The sequence below is a fragment of the Neobacillus drentensis genome (assembly GCF_021560175.1).
Classification (GTDB): Bacteria; Bacillota; Bacilli; order Bacillales; family Cytobacillaceae; genus Neobacillus; species Neobacillus drentensis_A.
In genome coordinates this window covers 2,252,737-2,271,138 of sequence record NZ_CP091110.1, presented here as the reverse complement: position 1 = coordinate 2,271,138, position 18,402 = coordinate 2,252,737, and the positions used below count along the sequence as shown (strand labels likewise).

Below are 18,402 nucleotides of genomic sequence, written 5' to 3'. Positions count from 1 at the left end.
ATTAATTCTATACAGGTAGTTGAAAATCCTATTTAATTGAACTAATCTCGGCAAGTAGCTGTTTTCGTTTATTACTTATACGATTTTCCTGAAAACATCCTTTAACGTTTTTACAATAAACGCCAAATCTTGATCTGTTGAGGATAATGGTGGAGAAAGCGTAAGAATATTATTAAACCCCGCAACCGTAGCCCCATTTTTACCAATAATCAATCTCTTACTTTTACATTCAGCAATGATTTGATCAATTATTACAGGCGAAATTGGTTCCTTCGTTTGTTTGTTTTCAACCAGTTCTATACCGAGCAAGAAACCAAAACTACGGATATCACCAACAAGTGGATGATCCATGAGTTCATTCAGTTCTTGTCTCAACTGTTTACCTAATTGTTGAGCACGCTCCACTAAATTTTCTTTTTCGTAAATTTCGATATTTTTTAAGGCGACTGCGCAAGCTGCAGGGTTTCCACCAAAGGTATTTACATGTCTGAAAAAACCATATTCATCTGAACTCTTGAATTTGTCGTATAACTCACGACGAACGGCAGTAGCTGATAAAGGAAGATATCCGCTCGTTAGCCCCTTCGCCATGGTGACTATATCAGGTTTGATGTCAAAATGCATGTGACCAAATTTTTTCCCAGTTCGTCCAAAGCCGCAAATGACCTCATCTATAATGAAGAGGATGCCATACTTTTGGCAGATTTCCTTAACCTTTTCCATATAAATTGGCTCCGGAACTAGAACACCTCCCCCAGTGATAGCGGGTTCCATTATGACCGCAGCAATCGATTCCTTGCCTTCCCAAATGATGGTTTTTTCTATTTCTAAGGCGCATTGCAGATTAAAATGTTCGATCTTTTGCCCTTCTGGACGGCGATAACTATCGGGCGGGCTGACATGAATAAAGCCTGGAGCCAGTGGTTCATAATTAAATTTCCGTACAGCCTGGCCTGTCGCAGCTAAAGCCCCCATTGAATTCCCATGATACGCTCGATAACGCGAAATAAATTTATAACGATTGGGTTCTCCATTTTGCTGGTGGTACTGACGGGCTATTTTAAAGGCAGTTTCATTTGCTTCCGAACCGCTGTTCGAGAAAAAAATCACATACTCTCCTTCTAGCCACTCGTTCAATTTTTCGGCTAGCTGGATGGCCGGAATATGACTTTGTGAAAGTGGAAAATAGGGCATGCTTTTTAGTTGTTCATATGCGGCCTGGGCTAACTCTTCTCTTCCGTATCCAACGTTCACACACCATAATCCTGACATAGCATCTAGATATTTATTGCCATGGATATCCGTAATCCACGATCCTTTTCCTTCAACAGCAACAGTTGGTGAGGCTTTTTCTTTATAGGGGGTCATATGATGCCATAAATACTGCCGGTCTTTTTCGAGGATTTCCTCTGCTTTATTTTTGGTCATGCACATTGTCCTTCCTGTTTTAGAAATTTCAGGCTTTTGTTTAAAATTATTGAAAACGGGAACGTTTTTTCCGTTAAATATATAGGGTGTACCAGTCTTTCATTAACCCTGGGGTAGCCATTTTTCATATCGTTCTATGAACCGCCCTTTCATTTACCTTGAAGGGCTCCTTTTCCTTTCTTCGGGCAATGAACCCCTCTCTCATTGACCTTGGAAGGGCTCCTTTTCCTTTCTTCGGGTAATGAACCACTCTTTCATTTACCCAGAATGGCTCTACTACCTTTTTTCGGGCAATGAACCTCTCTCTCATTCACCCAGAATGGCTCTATTTCCTTTTTTCGGGCAATGAACCACTCTTTTATTGACCTTGAAGGGCTCTTTTTCCTTTCTTCGGGCAATGAACCGCTCTTTCATTGACCCAGAATGGCTCTACTACCTTTTTTTGGGCAATGAACCGCTCTCTCATTGACCTTGAAGGGCTCTTCTTCCTTTCTTCGGGCAATGAACCGCTCTCTCACTGACCTTGAATGCAATCAACATCAAGTTGAAGATCCTTAAAGAAAAAGCAACACTGTCTCTCATCCTATTGATATCGAGCTGTCACCATTTTCTTTCTTGTATAAAAGTCAAATCCGTCTGTGCCATTTGCATGTAAATCCCCATAGAACGAATCCTTGTACCCGGAAAATGGGAAGAAAGCCATTGGAGCTGGCACCCCAACATTGACTCCGAGCATTCCTGCATCAATCGTTTCCCGGAACTGACGCACGGCGGAAGCACGATCAGTAAATAAGCAGGCACCGTTCGCAAATGGTGAGGCATTTGCCACATCAATCGCTTCTGCCAAATCTTTGACTCTAACAATCGAGAGAACCGGTGCAAAAAGTTCATCCTGCCAGATTTTCATTTCTTTCGTAACATGATCGAAAATCGTTGGTCCAACGAAATAGCCGGGACCGTTAACCGCTTCATCCTTTCGTCCATCCCGCACCAGTGTAGCACCTTGAGTAATACCTGACTCGATATACTCGATCGTACGCGTCTTATTTCCTTCACGAATGACTGGTCCAAGGAAAACCCCCTCGGTAAGTCCATTCCCTATTTTGATGTCATCAGCCAAAATTGATAAACGCTGGACTAATTCATCAGCAATACTTTCTTCGACAGCAACTACGGCCGCTGCCATACAGCGTTCGCCTGCGGAGCCAAAGGCAGCGTTCGTAATTTCTCTTGCCGCAAGCTCTAAGTTTGCATCTTTTAAGACGATGGAATGATTTTTGGCACCAGAAAGTGCTTGGACCCGCTTCAAGTTGGCTGTTCCTTTTTTATAGACATATTCGGCAACAGGCTGTGAACCGACAAATGAGATTGCTTTTACGTCTTTATGTTCGAGCAGCCCATTGACTACATCATGCGCACCATTGACAATATTTAGGACTCCACTTGGTAATCCGGCTTCTGTCATTAATTCTGCAAGACGTGCCGCAAGAACTGGTGTCCTTTCGGATGGCTTTAATACGAATGTATTTCCGCAAGCAATCGCGATCGGGAACATCCAGCACGGAACCATCATCGGAAAATTAAATGGTGTAATCCCACCTACCACTCCAAGAGGATAGCGATACATCCCGGATTCAAGATTGGTGGCAATATCGGGCAGCTGTTTACCCATCATGAAAGAAGGGGCACCAGCAGCAAATTCAACACACTCAATTCCACGCTGTACCTCACCCGCTGCTTCCGATAGAGCCTTCCCATTTTCTATAGTGACCAGCCTCGCCAATTCATCTGAATTTTCCACAAGCAGCTGCTGATACTTAAATAGGATTCGGGCCCGCTTAGGAACAGGTGTCTGTGACCATATTTTAAAGGCCACCTTCGCAACAGCAACGGCATGATCAACATCTTCTTTGGTAGATAGCGGTATCTCAGCAATTGCTTGCCCTGTTGCTGGATTGACAACAAGTTCCGTTTTATCAGATTTTGAGTCAACCCATTCTCCCCCAATATAGTTTTTTAAATGCTTGATTCCTTGTGTAAAAATTGTCATTCAAACGGTCTCCTTTTGATATATAAGGTTGTATGTTCGATTCCCCGATGGTCCTTACTAAACTGATAGACTATCATTATTAATCATTTGTTCGATCTTGGTATAACTAAATCCATGGGCATCTGCCACTGCTTTAAAGGTAACTTTTCCACCGATCACATTGATTCCTTTCAATAAAGCAGGTTTGGAACGTGCAGCAAGATTTAAACCTTTGTTGGCAATCTCAATACCGTATGGAACGGTTACATTTGTTAAGGCGATGGTCGCTGTACGAGGGACAGCACCTGGCATGTTGGCAACCGCGTAATGAACTACGCCATGCTTTTCATAGGTTGGGTTTGTGTGAGTGGTAATCCGATCAATTGTTTCTATGGAGCCGCCTTGATCAATTGCCACATCGACCACAACAGAACCGGGCTGCATCGTTTTTATCATGTCCTCCGTGACAAGTCTCGGTGCCCGTGCCCCAGGAATAAGAACCGCACCAACCACTAGATCTGCTTTTTTTATCACTTCAGTAAGATTATAAGGATTGGACATAAGTGTCGTTAACCGTCCTTGAAATAAGTCATCTATTTCTCTTAAACGGTTTGCATTAATATCCAGGATGGTTACTTTAGCACCAAGGCCAAGCGCCATTTTAGCTGCATTCGTTCCGACTATCCCGCCGCCGATAATGACAACCTCAGCCGGAGCAACACCAGGAACACCTCCAAGTAGAACTCCTTTACCACCTTTCGGCTTTTCTAAAAATTGGGCACCGATTTGGATCGACATTCTGCCCGCTACTTCACTCATCGGCATCAACAATGGGAGTAATCCATTTTCGAGTTGAATGGTTTCGTAAGCAATCGCGATTACTTTCTTTTCCATAAGAGCTTTCGTCAGATCATATTCCGGGGCCAGATGGAGATAAGTAAATAAGATTAATCCTTCCCGAAAATATTGAAATTCTTCTGGCAGCGGCTCTTTTACTTTCATAACCATATCGGCTGACCATGCTTCTTTCGCAGTCTGAACGATTTTGGCACCGGCAGCCATGTATTCCTCGTTCGGGAAACCACTGCCCATTCCCGCATGGTTTTCAATCCAAATTTCATTCCCATTGGCAATAAATTCAAATACTCCTCCAGGTGTTATTCCCACTCGATTCTCATTGTTTTTAATCTCTTTGGGTATGCCGATAATCATGCTCCTACATCCCTTTCTGGTTGAGCGTTTTGTTGTTGAATCACTCTCACGGAAAAATACTTCCGAGCCGCAGGAGTTAATAGTTGGATCGTTTCCCTTTCCATTTCACCATTGCTGTTTTTTTTCTCAAAAAGAACAAAGGCTCCGCTTAAATTTTCGGTACTATTTTTAATTAGGTACCCCTTTTGAAGGTAATAATCCACAAGATCCCGTTCTTTTAAATACTGTTGATAGTCAGACATTTTTCTCCTCCCTTTATTTTGCTTCCACTCGGCAAAGGGTTAAGAATCTTAATCCTTAACCCTTTTTCCCTATACAATCTCTTACAATGTTACCGTTTTTTCCGATTCTGCTTTTTGATTTGAACCGTATTTCTCTCGTTTTAAAAACTGTCCTGCACCTGGTTTACCAACAAACTGTTTATCACGGATCACAAAATCACCACGTGAAAGGACAGATACAGGCTCACCAGTAACCTTGAACCCTTCGAATGCATTATAATCAACAGCCATATGGTGCGTTTCAGCTGAAATGACCCGTTCCACATTTGGATCAAAAATGACAATATCAGCATCAGCTCCTATGGCAATCGTTCCTTTTTTTGGATACAAACCAAATAATTTTGCCGCCTTTGTTGAGGTAATTTCAACAAACTGGTTAATGGAAATTCTTCCTTTCTTAACCCCTTCGGAGAACAAAATACTTACGCGGTCCTCAATAATTGGTCCACCGTTTGGAATTTTTGAAAAATCACCTTTCCCAAGGTCCTTTTGACCGACAAAGTCAAAGGAGCATTGATCAGAGCCCACGGTTTGCAGCTGTCCTGTTTTTAAAGCATTCCATAACTCAGCTTGATTCCATTTTTCACGTAACGGAGGCGACCAAACGTATTTTGCTCCTTCAAAATTTGGCTTTTCTAAGTAAGATTGGTCCAATACTAAATACTGCGGGCACGTTTCTCCCCAGATATCGGCGCCTTTGCTCCTCGCTTCGGCAATCTTCCGGGCAGCTTCGGCACAAGAAACATGGACAACATATAGTTGAGAATTTGCTAATTTGGTTAAGGTTGCCGCTCGGCCAGTTGCTTCCGCTTCTACTTCCGGCGGCCTTGTCAGCGCATGATAAATGGGATCCGTATTCCCTTCTTCTAAGGCTTTTTTCACTAAATAATCAATCACATCGCCATTTTCCGCATGAACCATGACGAGGGCGCCAAGGTCCCTTGCAGCAATCAATGTTTTAAAAAGGGTTTCATCATCAGCTTGAAACTGATTTTTATAGGCCATAAATACCTTAAGGGAGGTGATGCCCTCTTCTTCAATCATTTTAGGCAGCTCGGCTAGCTTTTCATTGTTCATTTCAACAATTTGCAGGTGAAATCCATAATCAATGACGGCCTTATCTTTTGATTTGGCATGCCAGGCATCGACGGCACTTTTCAATGTTGCCCCTTTGGTCGTTAAGCAGAAATCAATGATGGTGGTTGTTCCACCAAAAGCGGCTGCCATCGTACCGGTTTCAAAATCATCTTTTGTAACTGTTCCGCCAAACGGCATATCGAGATGGGTATGGGGATCAATTCCGCCAGGAAACAGGTAACAGCCTTTTGCATCAATAACCTCTGCACCAACAGTGGATAAATTCTCGCCAATTTGCGTAACGACTCCATTTTCAATACAGACATCGGCTCGATAGGTATCCGCTGCCGTCACGACGGTTCCATTTTTAATCACTTTTTTCATAATGAATGACCCTCCCTGTTTTAGTAGAAATTGAGTCTATTATTTTTTAACAATATCCGTTTTAAACGAAAGCGCCCCGAGTGCTGCCTGGCGTTCATTCCATGTCATTGGCGGCAGTCCACTTGGTACTTCAATCATATCAATTGCACCTTCTACCGGGCAGACGATGGAACATAAATTACAGCCGACACAGTCTTCTTCCCTTACTTTGAGGATGCTGTTTCCATGTTCATCCTTCAGCATATCGATGCATTGATGGGAGGTGTCCTCACAGGCAATATGGCATTTATTGCAATGAATGCAAACATCATTATTGATTTTAGCAACCACACTATAGTTCAAATCAAGATTGCCCCAGTCAGAATATTTCGGTACTGCTTTACCAATTAAATCCATGACAGAGGCGATGCCCTTATCATCTAAATAATTATTTAATCCTTCAATCATATCCTCAACGATTCTAAAGCCATGATGCATAGCTGCTGTACAAACTTGGACCCCGCTTGCACCCATCAACATGAATTCGACAGCGTTTTGCCAGTTTGAGATTCCACCGATTCCAGAGATTGGGATATTAATCCTAGGATTTCGGGCACACTCCCCTACCATATGTAACGCAATCGGTTTAACGGCCGGCCCGCAGTAACCTCCATGTGCCCCTTTCCCGGCCACATGTGGAATCGTGTTCCAGGTATCAAGATCTACCCCTGCTAAACTATTAATCGTATTAATCATACTAACGGCATCCGCACCACCCTTTACCGCAGCCTCAGCCGTTGCCGTAATATCGGTTATATTCGGTGTCAGTTTTACAATGACCGGAGTCTTCGCTACTTCTTTTACCCAATAGGTTTGTTGTTCAACTAGGGCTGGTACTTGGCCTGATGCCGATCCCATCCCTCGTTCTGCCATTCCATGTGGGCACCCAAAGTTTAATTCAAGACCATCGACACCAACTGCTTCTACTTTTTTTACGATCTCATGCCATTTTTCTTGCTTCGGCTCGACCATTAACGAGGCGATGATGGCGTGATTGGGGAAACGCTTCTTCGTTTCGGCTATTTCTTTCAGGTTCACCTCTAGCGGGCGATCCGTAATCAGTTCAATATTGTTAAAGCCGGCTACTTTTTGTCCGTTAAAGCTGACGGCTGCAAATCGGGAAGACGTATTGATAATAGGCTCTCCCAATGTCTTCCAAACGGCACCGCCCCAGCCGGCCTCAAATGCACGTTGGACTTGATATCCTGAGTTTGTTGGGGGTGCTGAGGCAAGCCAAAATGGATTTGGTGAAGTTATTCCAGCTAAATTAATCCTTAAATCTGCCATAAACTACCTCCTTTTATTCTTTATCCGTAAGCCTATTCTGTTTCAACAACTGAAGACTTCAGTAATTGATGAATGGCATAAGCACTCTCTTTCCCTTGTTGAACAGCCGTTACGACCATCGCATCCCCCTGTAGTCCCTTTCCATAAATAACATCGCCACAAGCAAATACCTTCTGATTGGAGGTTTGATAGGTAGTGGGATGAATCTTGACTACGCCTCCGTTATGTTCTAAATGAAACTGTTCGATTAGTTCCACATATCTGGATTGGCCATTTGCTTTAATGACTGTATCGACTTCAAGGATAAATTCAGTTCCTTTGATTGGAACAGGCTGGCGGCGGCCATCCTCTCCTGGTTCTGTCAGCTCCATGCGGATACATTCAATCCCGATTACATTTCCTTGCTTATCACCTAAAATCCTAACTGGCGCCGTAAGCCAACGAAATTCGACGCCATCTTGTTTAGCGAATTCATATTCGAATTGATAAGCAGTCATTTCCTCTCTTGTTCGTCTATAAAGGATTTTGACATTGTCAGCACCGAGGCGAATGGAATTGGTTGCTGCATCAATGGCGGTGTTTCCTGCGCCAATTACGGCAACCTTTTTTCCTAGAAGCTGCGTAGTAAGTGGTTTGGTTTTCGTTTCTTTAACAAATTCAATCGCGTCAAACACTCCGGTTAAATCCTCACCAATTATCCCCAATTCCGGAACTTTGGACATACCAATCGCGAGGATAATAGCATCATAGTGATTCATTATTTCTTCAACTGCTATATCTTGCCCAACTCTTGTGCCGGTGCGGATCTCAACATTTAAGCTCTCAATCTGCTTTACTTCCCAGGAGGAGATGGTAAGCGGCAGTCGGAATGGCACAATTCCATAGGTGTTTAATCCACCGGCCTTTTCTTCTGCTTCAAAAATAGTAACCTTAAACCCAAGCAGTGCTAGTTCCCTTGCAGCAGACAACCCTGCTGGCCCCCCGCCGACAATCGCCACGGATTTTCCATTTTTCTGTCCAGCTGTAAACAAGGATTGTTCATTCTGGATCGCCCAATCGGTCGCATAACGCTGCAGGTTCCCAATCATAATGGGCTTGGTGGAATGGTTCAAGACACAGGCGCCCTCACATAATTCCTCTGTTGGACAAACGCGTGAACAACTAGCACCAATCGGATTTGCCGTTAGAATCGTTTTGGCAGATCCTTTTAAATTCCCAGAAACGATTTTCTTAATAAACGACGGGATATCAATTCCTGTTGGACATGCTTTTATACATGGTGCATCGTAGCAGTAGAGACATCGATTCGCCTCTTCCACTGCTTCCTGCTTGGTTAGTTCAGGAACTATTTCTTGAAAATTCAGACTTAAATCTTCAGATGAGATGTTCGAATGATTGATAACACCCAATTGCCAAAACCTCCTTTAAAGATCTTTGGTTAAAACGACAAAACCGTTTCCAACAGGACATTTACTCCCTTGGCACAATCCTCCCAAGTAGTCAGCTCTTCTTCACAATGACTCTTTCCATTGATACTTGGAACAAAGATCATCGCCGTTGGAATATAACTTGCTAGAAATTGAGCGTCATGACCGGCGCCGCTATCCATTCGTTTATACGAGTAGTTTAATGACTTAGCAGCATTCTCTAATAAATCGCATAGATCATCATCAAATAATACAGTTGAACGATCCCATAATTTCTCGGTTTGAATATCACAGCCTTCATTTGCCGTGGATTGGGTTAGACCAACGATTATCTCTTCTACTCGCTGAATTACCGCTGGATCTTTGTGTCTGGCCTCTAGTGAAAAAACTACTTTATTAGGGATAACGGTGTGAATGTTTGGCAGAACATTCATCCGTCCCATCGTGAAAACTAAATCCTTATCTACAGCCCCAAGCTTTTGGCGGGCTTCCGTAATTAAGTTATTTGCCGCAAAGAGTGCATCCTTTCTCATATCCATTGGAGTGGTTCCGGCATGGTCCGATTCCCCTGTTACCGTGATTTCATAACAAACCATTCCCAGTACACATTCCACTACCCCGATTGAGAAAGATTCCCGTTCAAGGATCGGTCCTTGTTCGATATGTAATTCTAAAAAGGCCGCAGCTTTCTTTAAACGAGATTCCTCCTTACCAACATAGCCAATCGACTGTAATGCGTCTTTAAACGTGATACCATCGACATCCTTTTTCTGGTGCATAGCGGCTTTATCGAATTTACCCGACAATACTCCAGATGCCATCATCGATGGTTCAAATCTGGCTCCTTCTTCGTTTGTGATATCGGCAATGACAAGCGGAATCTGGGGCTTAACATTATTTTCAACCAACGCGCGGGCCACTTCTAAACCAGCGACTACCCCTAATACGCCATCAAACCGTCCGCCTTTTTTGACCGAATCTAAATGCGAGCCAATGACAAGCGGCGGCATGTCTTCAATCCCTGCTAATGTCGCATAAATATTCCCCATATCGTCAATTTCAACCATCATCCCTAACTTTTTACAGCATGAAATAAAGTAATCTCTCGCTAAACGATCCTCCTCCGATAGGGCTAAACGAGTTACGCCATTGTTTTCGGTACGGCCGAAATTAGCAAATTGCTCAAGCGTGGATTGTAATCGTTCGGCACTGATTAACATTTTTTGTTGTTCCTTCATCTTATTTCTGCCCCTTTCCTCTCACTAGCTGTCTGCAAAGGCTTTTTTCTCCTATTTTCTTTATCTGAGATTTCCTCCTATTTGCTATGCTTTAACCTAATGTCTTTTATATGTCTTTAATTTACGTTCAAGATTGATTATCTTCCTTATAGGAAATGCATTCCATTATCTGGTAAGGTAATCTTATATAATAATTTACGATAACGCCTGCAATGATGGCGCCCTTTATTTGGCTCATCCCAGTAAATGGTTAAGGTGTTAACAAGTATGGATCAAGATTTGGCTTTCCTTCTTCATTCACTAGTTTTGCTAATTCTGTAAAATCAATTTCGTACACAATCCGTGGCCGTCCTTTTTGATGTAAAGACTCTTTCCCTATGATGTTAGCAATCTTCTTTTCACATAAATTTTTTAAAATTCTTGCTGCATGGCGTTCACTTGTATTCATCCCGATACTTAATTCCCTTGTGGTAACTTCTTTTTTTTGCATCATTGACAACCATGCATAAAATTTACGAACTGTTAATGAATTTTGCTGATTATCGTTAGATTTTTGTAAGGGATAATTCACTGTTTCTTCCGTTCCAAGTGGTCCGTAAATTCTTTTGTCTGCATCAATTAAAAAACTGCTCCCTCTCTTCTCTCTGAGTGAAAATTCAAGGGCATTTCTTGCATTGTAAGCAGCACTTTCAGCCGTATTTCCATAGCCAATTCCAAGATTAACCGTAACGGTAAAAAGTTCATTTAATTCTTTTAAAAAGGAGAAATCGCTCCATTTCTTCGTTACTTTTTCAAAAACACCGCGGGTTGTATAAAGGGTAATGACCTCGCTATCCGATAAATTCGTGCTTGAAAAAAGCAAGTTACCAAATTCTACGATTCTTTCTTTTATAAAAAGACATTCTTGTTGTAATCGGTCATTTCGTTCACTCTCGTCTAGGATCATCTGAAATTGAAGGACCGTAATTTGAGCCTCCTCTTGTTTCTGATTCAGCCCACTTAGCACCGCTTTGCGTAATGTATCTCGGATATTAGCATTTGTGTGTTTGATTAAAAAAACGGGTATATTTAGGAATGTTAATCTTTCATAGACAGAATTTAGCGTAGTAGCAATCACCTGTACTTTTCCTTCTTTCCATAAGTTCAAGTGATAGTTTGCTAATCCATCACTATCCACTGGATCTTCGTTAAAGGTGATTAATTGATAGGGGATGCTAGTGATCCCCATTTCCTCATAGATTTCTTCTAAGTAATGGGGTTCGACAATATCATAACTAATGATTGGATAGTGATGGTACATCTCAAAAACCTCTAATAAAAGGCGATAGATATCCGAGCCCTCAAAAGGAATATAATAGGAGATTACATCCAAGGGGATCGTCTCTTTTGCAATAAAAAAAGGTGTTGGACCAGCAAAAATATAAATATCCTTCGGTTCTTGGAGTTCCCGAACTAATTTTGCTGATTCCTCTACCTTTTCATAGAAAAGTGATTTTGTTTTAAGTTCATGAAATTCTGAGGCAATCTTGCTTATTTTATGAACTAACGGTTCTGGTCCGACAATAACTACTGTCAGTTTGATCATTATCACCTTCTGTTCAATAGTAGTGAATGCATCTCACTTGTGCCTTAACTAGCTCGTTAGCCTAATTATCCTTAGAGTGTTTAAACTAATCCATCACTTTGAAATAAAAGCTCACATTGAAATTTATGTAAACGGATACATTTTAGAACAAAAAAACCTAATCCCTATTCGATGTACCGAAAGGATCAGGCTTTTTGATGTCTTGAAACATATTTATTTTTCGTCACCCAGAACCGCCATGGATAGTCCTTTGCTTCACCAGAATTGTTAATTCCAATCCTTTTTCCAGCTGATATACTTTCCGGACAGATGCCCTTAGCAATAAATAAAGGGGAAGAAGTCAGGGTGTGGCCATAGTCCTCGATTGTAATACCCATTGATTTAGTCAATTTTCCGGGGCCATTTGTCAGATTGGTCAGGACCTCAATTCCTCTTCTTCTTTTCATAAGCTCGATACCAGCCACAGGTTCAAGTGCCCGGACCAAGACTGCTTCAGGTTTTTCTTCACCGCCGCTAACCACGTTGAAAAGGCAGTGGGTATGCATTAAATACGTATAGGCAAGACCCGAACGCTGGAACATGACTTCGGTTCTTTTCGTACGCCTGTTTTGATAGCTGTGGGCAGCCCTGTCTCCAGGTCCTATGTAAGCCTCTGTCTCGACAATATAACCTGCCGTCATTCCTTCTGGTGTTTCTTTTACAAGCAGGCAGCCGAGTAATGCCCTTGCCAGTTCAAGAGTTGGCTGGTCATAAAACTCCGAGGGTAACGGATTAATTTCCATTAACGTATCTTCCACGCCTTGATCACTCCTTAAAAAGGCTTATCTTTCTCTGTTATAAACCATCCATCAGGTTTTCTTTCAATATGAAACAAATTTTCATCAAACTTTTTTCTAAGTAATTTATACTCCTCATTTTCAAATTTCACCTGTGTTACTCTAATTTTCTTTAAAGTTATTTCTGGCTTCACGACTTCAAAAATCAGGTCGTCGATTACAAAAAAAGTTTTCTGATGTTTCATTCTTTCCACTCCTTCCCCTTATAAATACATACGTATATAATTTGTTAAAAATGAAAAATATCCTTGTTAAATTTCTGCAAATAAGCGGAATCTTATATGAGTGGCTATCATGATAATGGCGAAGATGGAGCCATTATCTATTCATTATACGCTAATTCTGAAAAAAGCTTAACCGATGACAGCAAAAGATACAGACTTATTACTAAATAAAATTATTTGACATTTCAAACAATGTTGATAATATTATACATGCAGGTAATGATTACAAATTTATATGGAAAATATATCCGCTAGAGGTGCCTTTTTAAAGGGCTGAGATTGAAGTACTACTTCGGGACTCTATGAACCTGATCTGGGTTATACCAGCGTAGGGAAGTGGAAAACAGGCTATTTGAATGCGTCCTTTTCTCTTTCAAATAATCAAACCACTTTCTAAACATCGGAAAGTGGTTTTTTTGTTTTTCACTTGTTTCATTAGTGGAATCTTCTAAAGAGGTGACGCGAATTTTAACAAAGCTTAACGAATTACATATCATTTCGAACGGTAAGATGCCAATCGAGCAGTTACGAGAGATTTTAATCGATATTCACCCTTATGTAACGTCGATCCACCTAAGGGAAAAGCAAAAAACGGCACGGGAACTTTTTCAAGCGGTAGATTTGCTTTCTAGGGACATCCCTCTTTCAAAAATAATGTTAAATGACAGGGTGGATGTTGCTTTCGCTGCAAAAGTCGCAGGGGTCCAATTAGCCTATCATAGTTTGGATCAAGCGATTGTAAAAAAAGAGTTTCCAAGTTTAAGAGTAGGAAGTTCCATTCACTCTTTTCAAGATGGAGAAAATGCTCTGCGGGATGGTGCAGATTACGTTCTGTTCGGCCACGTCTACCCTTCCCTCTCTAAACCGGGCAAGACTCCAAAAGGTATAGAAGAATTATCAAGGGTAGCTAGACTGCCTATTCCGGTCATTGCCATTGGCGGGATCACACCTGAAAATACGAAACCAGTCATTCAAGCCGGTGTAAATGGTATCGCGGTTATGTCAGGTGTCTTAGATTCAAGCGATCCTGTATCGGCAGTAAAAGCATATGTACATGCATTAAAAGATGGAGATGGTAAAAGGTGAAAAAATCATTTGATGTTGCCATTATTGGCGGCGGAATAAACGGGAGTTCCATTGCCTATCAACTTTCAAAGCTTGGGAAAAAAGTGGTTATGATTGAGAAGAACCATTTGGCTTGTGAAGCATCCAGTGCCGCTGCCGGAATGCTGGCAGCACAAGCAGAGATTGAAGACGATGGTCCCTTTTTTCAATTAGCTTTAAAAAGCCAGGCAATGTTTTCTTCCCTCTCAAACGAGTTATTTGAGATTACCGGAATCGATATTGAGTTTGTTCGTAAAGGCATGATTAAAATTGCTGAAACAGAAGAAATAGCAAAAGAAGTTAGACAACAAGCAGCGTTTCAACGACTTTGGGATCCGGAAATAGAATGGCTCGATTCTCAAAGTATACGAGAATTGGAACCCTCCCTCTCCCCAGACGTTGCTGGCGGGATGTTCATCCCTAACGATGGTCATGTCCAGCCTGCTAAATTATCAAGCGCTTATGCAAAGGCCGCTGAACAATTTGGGGCGACCATTCTGAAAAACACAGAGGTATTTTCATTCAACTATGAAAATGACCGAGTCAACGGGGTTAAAACCACTATAGGAAATATCGATTGTAACCAGGTTGTCCTTGCCACCGGGGCATGGGCTTCAAAGCTAATGCGTGAAACCGGGCTGGATCTTTCAGTTTATCCGGTCAAAGGGGAATGCTTTTCTGTTAAGACAGATATACCGATTATAAACAGAACTATTTTTTCGGATAAGCGATGTTACTTGGTCCCAAAACGCAATGGTGAAATCTTAATTGGTGCTACCCAAATTGATCACACATTTGATAAAAGAGTGACACCAAGCGGAATTGCTACATTAGTGGAAAGAGCCAGTCAATTGGTTCCACAAATCAAGGATGCCCCTTGGGAGCGGGTTTGGGCTGGTCTTAGACCCCAAACTGGAGATGGCCTCCCTTATTTGGGTGAACATCCATTATGGAAAGGATTGTTCATTGCAGCCGGACATTACCGGAACGGAATTTTACTAAGCCCGGTTACAGGTATGCTTATGGCTGATTTATTGGATGGCAGACCAGATGAAAACCTGCTTTCAGCTTTCCGAATCGACCGACATAAAACATGGGTGCATTAGGGGGTTAAACATGAACGTTTTATTAAATGGAGAGTTTATTACATTACCAGATGACATTGTTTCAGTTTCCGATTTACTTGCACATTATAAAGTCCATGATAAAGTCGTTGTCGTCGAAGTGAACGGGGAAATTTTAACTAGTGAACATCACCAATGTACTAGATTATCAGATAAAGATCGAATCGAAATTGTCCATTTTGTAGGAGGCGGTTGAAATGTTAAAAATAGGTCCATTATCATTTAATTCTCGTTTATTACTAGGAACTGGGAAGTACCCAAGCTTTGAAATCCAAAAAGAAGCGGTTGATGTTTCTAAAGCTGAGATTCTAACGTTTGCTGTGCGGCGAATGAATATCTTTGAACCAAGCCAGCCTAATTTTTTAGAGCAGCTGGACACCAATAAATATACTTTGCTGCCGAATACAGCTGGGGCAAAGACTGCCGCAGAGGCCGTGCGAATTGCTAAGCTAGCAAAAGCTTCCGGTCTCTGTGACATGATTAAAGTCGAGGTTATTGGCTGTGATAAAACATTGCTTCCTGATCCAATCGAAACTCTTAAAGCTACGGAAGAGTTAGTAAAAGAAGGATTTATTGTCCTCCCTTATACTTCTGATGATGTCGTCTTAGCAAGGAAACTACAAGAAGCTGGTTGTCATGCGGTTATGCCAGGAGCCTCCCCAATTGGTTCTGGTCAGGGAATCATCAATCCAGTAAACCTTTGTTTTATTATCGAACAAGCAGTGGTGCCGGTTATTGTTGATGCTGGTGTTGGTTCCCCTGCCGATGCTGCATTGGCCATGGAATTAGGAGCCGATGGTGTCTTATTAAATACAGCTGTTTCAGCCGCAAAAGACCCTCTAAAAATGGCCAAAGCGATGCGTTTAGCGATTGAAGCTGGACGCTTAGGCTATGAAGCTGGACGAATCGAGAAAAAGCGGTACGCTGCTGCCAGCAGTCCAAAAGAAGGAATGAGTATCGGGTGAATAATCGGTACTCACGCCAAGAACTTTTCCCTCCAATCGGAAAAAGCGGACAGGAAAAAATTTCAACGAAACATGTTCTCGTCATTGGAGCTGGGGCTCTTGGATCCGCATGTGCCGAAGCACTTGTGCGTTCCGGAATTGGTCAGTTAACCATCGTTGACCGGGACTATGTTGAATGGTCCAATTTACAACGGCAGCAATTGTATACAGAAGAAGAGGCAGAAAATAGATTACCCAAAGTCATTGCTGCTAAAAATCGATTAACAGCGATTAACTCTTCTGTGGCCATTGAGGCTGTTATTGCTGATGCCTCTGTCTTAGAGCTTGAAGAATGGGCTAAACAAGTCGATCTTATTATCGATGCAACGGATAATTTTGAAACCAGAATGATGATTAATGATGTTTCGCAAAAGCTTGGAGTTCCATGGATTTACGGTGCTTGCGTGGGGAGCTATGGCATCTCCTACACCATTATTCCTGAAAAAACTCCTTGCCTAACTTGTTTATTAGAAACAGTTCCATTAGGAGGATTAACCTGTGATACCGCAGGAATTATCAGTCCAGCTGTGAGCATGGTTGTTTCATACCAAATCAGTGAAGCTTTAAAAATTTTGGTTGGCGACCTGGAGTCCTTACGGAACAAACTGGTTTCTTTTGATTTGTGGAAAAATCAACATAGTGCCATAAAAGTAGATAAATTAAAAAAAGAGGACTGTCCTTCTTGTGGGCAACACCGCTCCTATCCCTATTTGTCGTTTGAGAATCAAACAAAAACAGCGGTATTGTGTGGCAGAGATTCCGTTCAGATACGCCCTGCCCTTTCCAATCGCTGGGATTTAGAGGTATTAGAAAAAGTATTAATGAATCAAGGGGGAATTGTCCAGCGAAATCCTTACCTCCTATCGTTTAATGTAAATCCTTACAGATTGGTCGTTTTTAAAGATGGTCGAGTTTTAATACACGGAACGAAGGATATATCGGAAGCAAAGGCGCTATATCATAGATATTTAGGCTAAAAAACAAAAAAAAAATTAGAGGTTCCTTCTAATCCCGTGACTATAACGGTGTGTTGGATGGAAACCTCTATTTTTTAATTGTTTGAAATATTGAGAGGGCTGCATGATGAGCGTTCTACCAATTTATGTGAAACAATAATGCGTTTAGTAGGTTCTGAACTATTTTCTATTTTTTTGATTAAGCTCCTTGATGCTTCAACTCCAAGCTTTAAAATATTGATATCCATGGAAGTTAAAGGCGGCTTTGACATTTCTGACAACAGGATATTATTAAAGCTAACAACTGAGATATCCTCTGGAACTTTGATTCCTAATTCATCTAACTTATTAAGGACGCCCAGCGCCATAAAATCATCAACTACTAAAAGAGAGGTAGGCCGTTGTGGAAGTGCCATTAACTCACTAACTGCTTCTTGACCCCCTTCCCTTAAGAATTCCTCATGTTTGATATATTCCTCATTTATCGGAATGTATGCTTCCTCTAAAGCTTGTTTATAGCCATTTAGACGATCTACGGTTACCATAAGTTCCGTGCTGCCGCCAATAAAAGCAATTTGCTGGTGTCCCAGTTTAATCAGGTAATCGGTCGCCTCTTTCATGGCACCAACATTATCATTATCAACATGTGCAATTTCTTCTGTATATTTAGCTGGTTTTCCAATCACAACAAACGGAAAATCCATTTTTCTTAAGTACATGATGACCTGATCCTCCACCTTAGAATGTAAGAGAATCATCCCATCTACTCGTTTTCCTTGGACCATTTCAATGACTGCTTCAAAGGTTTCTTGTTCTGATCTTCCTGTTGTCATTTGCAAGGCATACTTTTTTTCGTGTGCCCCTTCGCTAATCCCCTGCAACACCGTCGAAAAAAAAGGATTTTGGAAAACAACATCTCCAGAGCTTGGCATTACAAGCCCAATGGTCTGGGTTGTTTTACTAGATAGACTTCTTGCATTTAGGTTAGGATGGTACCCCAGCTCCTCCATCACTTGTTTGACTTTTCGTTTCGTTGCTTCACTAATTCTCGGATTATTAGCAATTACTCTTGAAACCGTAGAAGGGGCAACATTTGCAAGCTTTGCGACATCTTTTATTGTTACTGTCATATTTTTCACCCTTCTTAATAGGGATTTTATTTAATTT

General features: G+C 41.6%; 17 protein-coding genes and 1 riboswitch. Of the genes, 5 read left to right on the top strand and 12 right to left on the bottom strand.

The window, feature by feature from the left end:
• Nucleotides 1–75: 75 nt before the first annotated feature.
• The 11 genes from L1999_RS10515 to L1999_RS10465 form a co-directional block, all read right to left on the bottom strand.
• Complete coding sequence (locus tag L1999_RS10515) at nucleotides 76–1,428, bottom strand: aspartate aminotransferase family protein (RefSeq protein WP_235743494.1); 1,353 nt, start codon at nucleotides 1,426–1,428, stop codon at nucleotides 76–78.
• 583 nt (nucleotides 1,429–2,011) lie between these two features.
• Nucleotides 2,012–3,478: a CoA-acylating methylmalonate-semialdehyde dehydrogenase gene (locus L1999_RS10510; protein WP_235743493.1), complete on the bottom strand. Its 1,467-nt coding sequence runs from the start codon at nucleotides 3,476–3,478 to the stop codon at nucleotides 2,012–2,014.
• Nucleotides 3,479–3,535: 57 nt separating this feature from the next.
• Nucleotides 3,536–4,669 carry an alanine dehydrogenase gene (gene ald, locus L1999_RS10505; protein WP_235743492.1) on the bottom strand — a complete coding sequence of 378 codons (1,134 nt, stop codon included), beginning with the start codon at nucleotides 4,667–4,669 and terminating at the stop codon, nucleotides 3,536–3,538.
• Complete coding sequence (locus L1999_RS10500) at nucleotides 4,666–4,911, bottom strand: hypothetical protein (protein ID WP_235743491.1); 246 nt, start codon at nucleotides 4,909–4,911, stop codon at nucleotides 4,666–4,668. The genes ald and L1999_RS10500 overlap by 4 nt, the downstream gene beginning before the upstream one ends.
• An 81-nt stretch (nucleotides 4,912–4,992) precedes the next feature.
• Nucleotides 4,993–6,411 (bottom strand): dihydropyrimidinase, encoded by a 1,419-nt coding sequence (hydA, locus tag L1999_RS10495; RefSeq protein WP_235743490.1) that lies wholly within the window; start codon nucleotides 6,409–6,411, stop codon nucleotides 4,993–4,995.
• A gap of 39 nt (nucleotides 6,412–6,450) precedes the next feature.
• Nucleotides 6,451–7,737, bottom strand: a complete 1,287-nt coding sequence (preA, locus tag L1999_RS10490) for an NAD-dependent dihydropyrimidine dehydrogenase subunit PreA (protein WP_235743489.1) — start codon at nucleotides 7,735–7,737, stop codon at nucleotides 6,451–6,453.
• Nucleotides 7,738–7,769: 32 nt separating this feature from the next.
• The gene (locus L1999_RS10485; RefSeq protein WP_235743488.1) at nucleotides 7,770–9,146 is read right to left on the bottom strand and encodes an NAD(P)-dependent oxidoreductase; all 1,377 of its coding nucleotides are present in this window, start codon (nucleotides 9,144–9,146) and stop codon (nucleotides 7,770–7,772) included.
• 29 nt (nucleotides 9,147–9,175) lie between these two features.
• Nucleotides 9,176–10,402 carry a Zn-dependent hydrolase gene (locus L1999_RS10480; RefSeq protein WP_235743487.1) on the bottom strand — a complete coding sequence of 409 codons (1,227 nt, stop codon included), beginning with the start codon at nucleotides 10,400–10,402 and terminating at the stop codon, nucleotides 9,176–9,178.
• A gap of 250 nt (nucleotides 10,403–10,652) precedes the next feature.
• Entirely contained in the window at nucleotides 10,653–11,987 is a 1,335-nt protein-coding gene (locus tag L1999_RS10475; protein ID WP_235743486.1) for a hypothetical protein, read from the bottom strand.
• Nucleotides 11,988–12,172: 185 nt separating this feature from the next.
• Nucleotides 12,173–12,769 (bottom strand): DNA-3-methyladenine glycosylase, encoded by a 597-nt coding sequence (locus tag L1999_RS10470; RefSeq protein WP_235744309.1) that lies wholly within the window; start codon nucleotides 12,767–12,769, stop codon nucleotides 12,173–12,175.
• A gap of 29 nt (nucleotides 12,770–12,798) precedes the next feature.
• The gene (locus tag L1999_RS10465) at nucleotides 12,799–13,008 is read right to left on the bottom strand and encodes a hypothetical protein (RefSeq protein WP_235743485.1); all 210 of its coding nucleotides are present in this window, start codon (nucleotides 13,006–13,008) and stop codon (nucleotides 12,799–12,801) included.
• 282 nt (nucleotides 13,009–13,290) lie between these two features.
• Nucleotides 13,291–13,399: riboswitch (TPP riboswitch) on the top strand.
• A 104-nt stretch (nucleotides 13,400–13,503) separates the two neighbouring features.
• Between L1999_RS10465 and L1999_RS10460 the strand changes: the two genes are divergently transcribed.
• The 5 genes from L1999_RS10460 to L1999_RS10440 are packed head-to-tail and all read left to right on the top strand — an operon-like array spanning nucleotide 13,504 to nucleotide 17,256.
• Nucleotides 13,504–14,133, top strand: coding sequence for a thiamine phosphate synthase (locus L1999_RS10460; RefSeq protein ID WP_345790888.1), 630 nt, complete (start codon nucleotides 13,504–13,506; stop codon nucleotides 14,131–14,133).
• Nucleotides 14,130–15,257: a glycine oxidase ThiO gene (thiO, locus tag L1999_RS10455; protein ID WP_235743484.1), complete on the top strand. Its 1,128-nt coding sequence runs from the start codon at nucleotides 14,130–14,132 to the stop codon at nucleotides 15,255–15,257. The genes L1999_RS10460 and thiO overlap by 4 nt, the downstream gene beginning before the upstream one ends.
• A gap of 10 nt (nucleotides 15,258–15,267) precedes the next feature.
• Nucleotides 15,268–15,471 carry a sulfur carrier protein ThiS gene (thiS, locus tag L1999_RS10450; RefSeq protein WP_235743483.1) on the top strand — a complete coding sequence of 68 codons (204 nt, stop codon included), beginning with the start codon at nucleotides 15,268–15,270 and terminating at the stop codon, nucleotides 15,469–15,471.
• 1 nt (nucleotide 15,472) lies between these two features.
• Nucleotides 15,473–16,240: a thiazole synthase gene (locus tag L1999_RS10445; RefSeq protein WP_235743482.1), complete on the top strand. Its 768-nt coding sequence runs from the start codon at nucleotides 15,473–15,475 to the stop codon at nucleotides 16,238–16,240.
• Complete coding sequence (locus L1999_RS10440; protein WP_235743481.1) at nucleotides 16,237–17,256, top strand: thiazole biosynthesis adenylyltransferase ThiF; 1,020 nt, start codon at nucleotides 16,237–16,239, stop codon at nucleotides 17,254–17,256. Before L1999_RS10445 ends, L1999_RS10440 begins: the two co-directional genes overlap by 4 nt.
• 74 nt (nucleotides 17,257–17,330) lie before the next feature.
• On the opposite strand, the gene L1999_RS10435 is transcribed toward L1999_RS10440, so the two are convergent.
• Entirely contained in the window at nucleotides 17,331–18,365 is a 1,035-nt protein-coding gene (locus tag L1999_RS10435) for a LacI family DNA-binding transcriptional regulator (RefSeq protein WP_235743480.1), read from the bottom strand.
• Nucleotides 18,366–18,402 lie beyond the last annotated feature (37 nt).

Bases quoted from the DNA above. Each gene is read 5' to 3' on its own strand.
- L1999_RS10515 (WP_235743494.1), bottom strand. From the start codon at position 1,428: ATGACCAAAAATAAAGCAGAGGAAATCCTCGAAAAAGACCGGCAGTAT.
- L1999_RS10510 (WP_235743493.1), bottom strand. From the start codon at position 3,478: ATGACAATTTTTACACAAGGAATCAAGCATTTAAAAAACTATATTGGG.
- ald (WP_235743492.1), bottom strand. From the start codon at position 4,669: ATGATTATCGGCATACCCAAAGAGATTAAAAACAATGAGAATCGAGTG.
- L1999_RS10500 (WP_235743491.1), bottom strand. From the start codon at position 4,911: ATGTCTGACTATCAACAGTATTTAAAAGAACGGGATCTTGTGGATTAT.
- hydA (WP_235743490.1), bottom strand. From the start codon at position 6,411: ATGAAAAAAGTGATTAAAAATGGAACCGTCGTGACGGCAGCGGATACC.
- preA (WP_235743489.1), bottom strand. From the start codon at position 7,737: ATGGCAGATTTAAGGATTAATTTAGCTGGAATAACTTCACCAAATCCA.
- L1999_RS10480 (WP_235743487.1), bottom strand. From the start codon at position 10,402: ATGAAGGAACAACAAAAAATGTTAATCAGTGCCGAACGATTACAATCC.
- L1999_RS10475 (WP_235743486.1), bottom strand. From the start codon at position 11,987: ATGATCAAACTGACAGTAGTTATTGTCGGACCAGAACCGTTAGTTCAT.
- L1999_RS10470 (WP_235744309.1), bottom strand. From the start codon at position 12,769: ATGGAAATTAATCCGTTACCCTCGGAGTTTTATGACCAGCCAACTCTT.
- L1999_RS10465 (WP_235743485.1), bottom strand. From the start codon at position 13,008: ATGAAACATCAGAAAACTTTTTTTGTAATCGACGACCTGATTTTTGAA.
- thiS (WP_235743483.1), top strand. From the start codon at position 15,268: ATGAACGTTTTATTAAATGGAGAGTTTATTACATTACCAGATGACATT.
- L1999_RS10445 (WP_235743482.1), top strand. From the start codon at position 15,473: ATGTTAAAAATAGGTCCATTATCATTTAATTCTCGTTTATTACTAGGA.
- L1999_RS10435 (WP_235743480.1), bottom strand. From the start codon at position 18,365: ATGACAGTAACAATAAAAGATGTCGCAAAGCTTGCAAATGTTGCCCCT.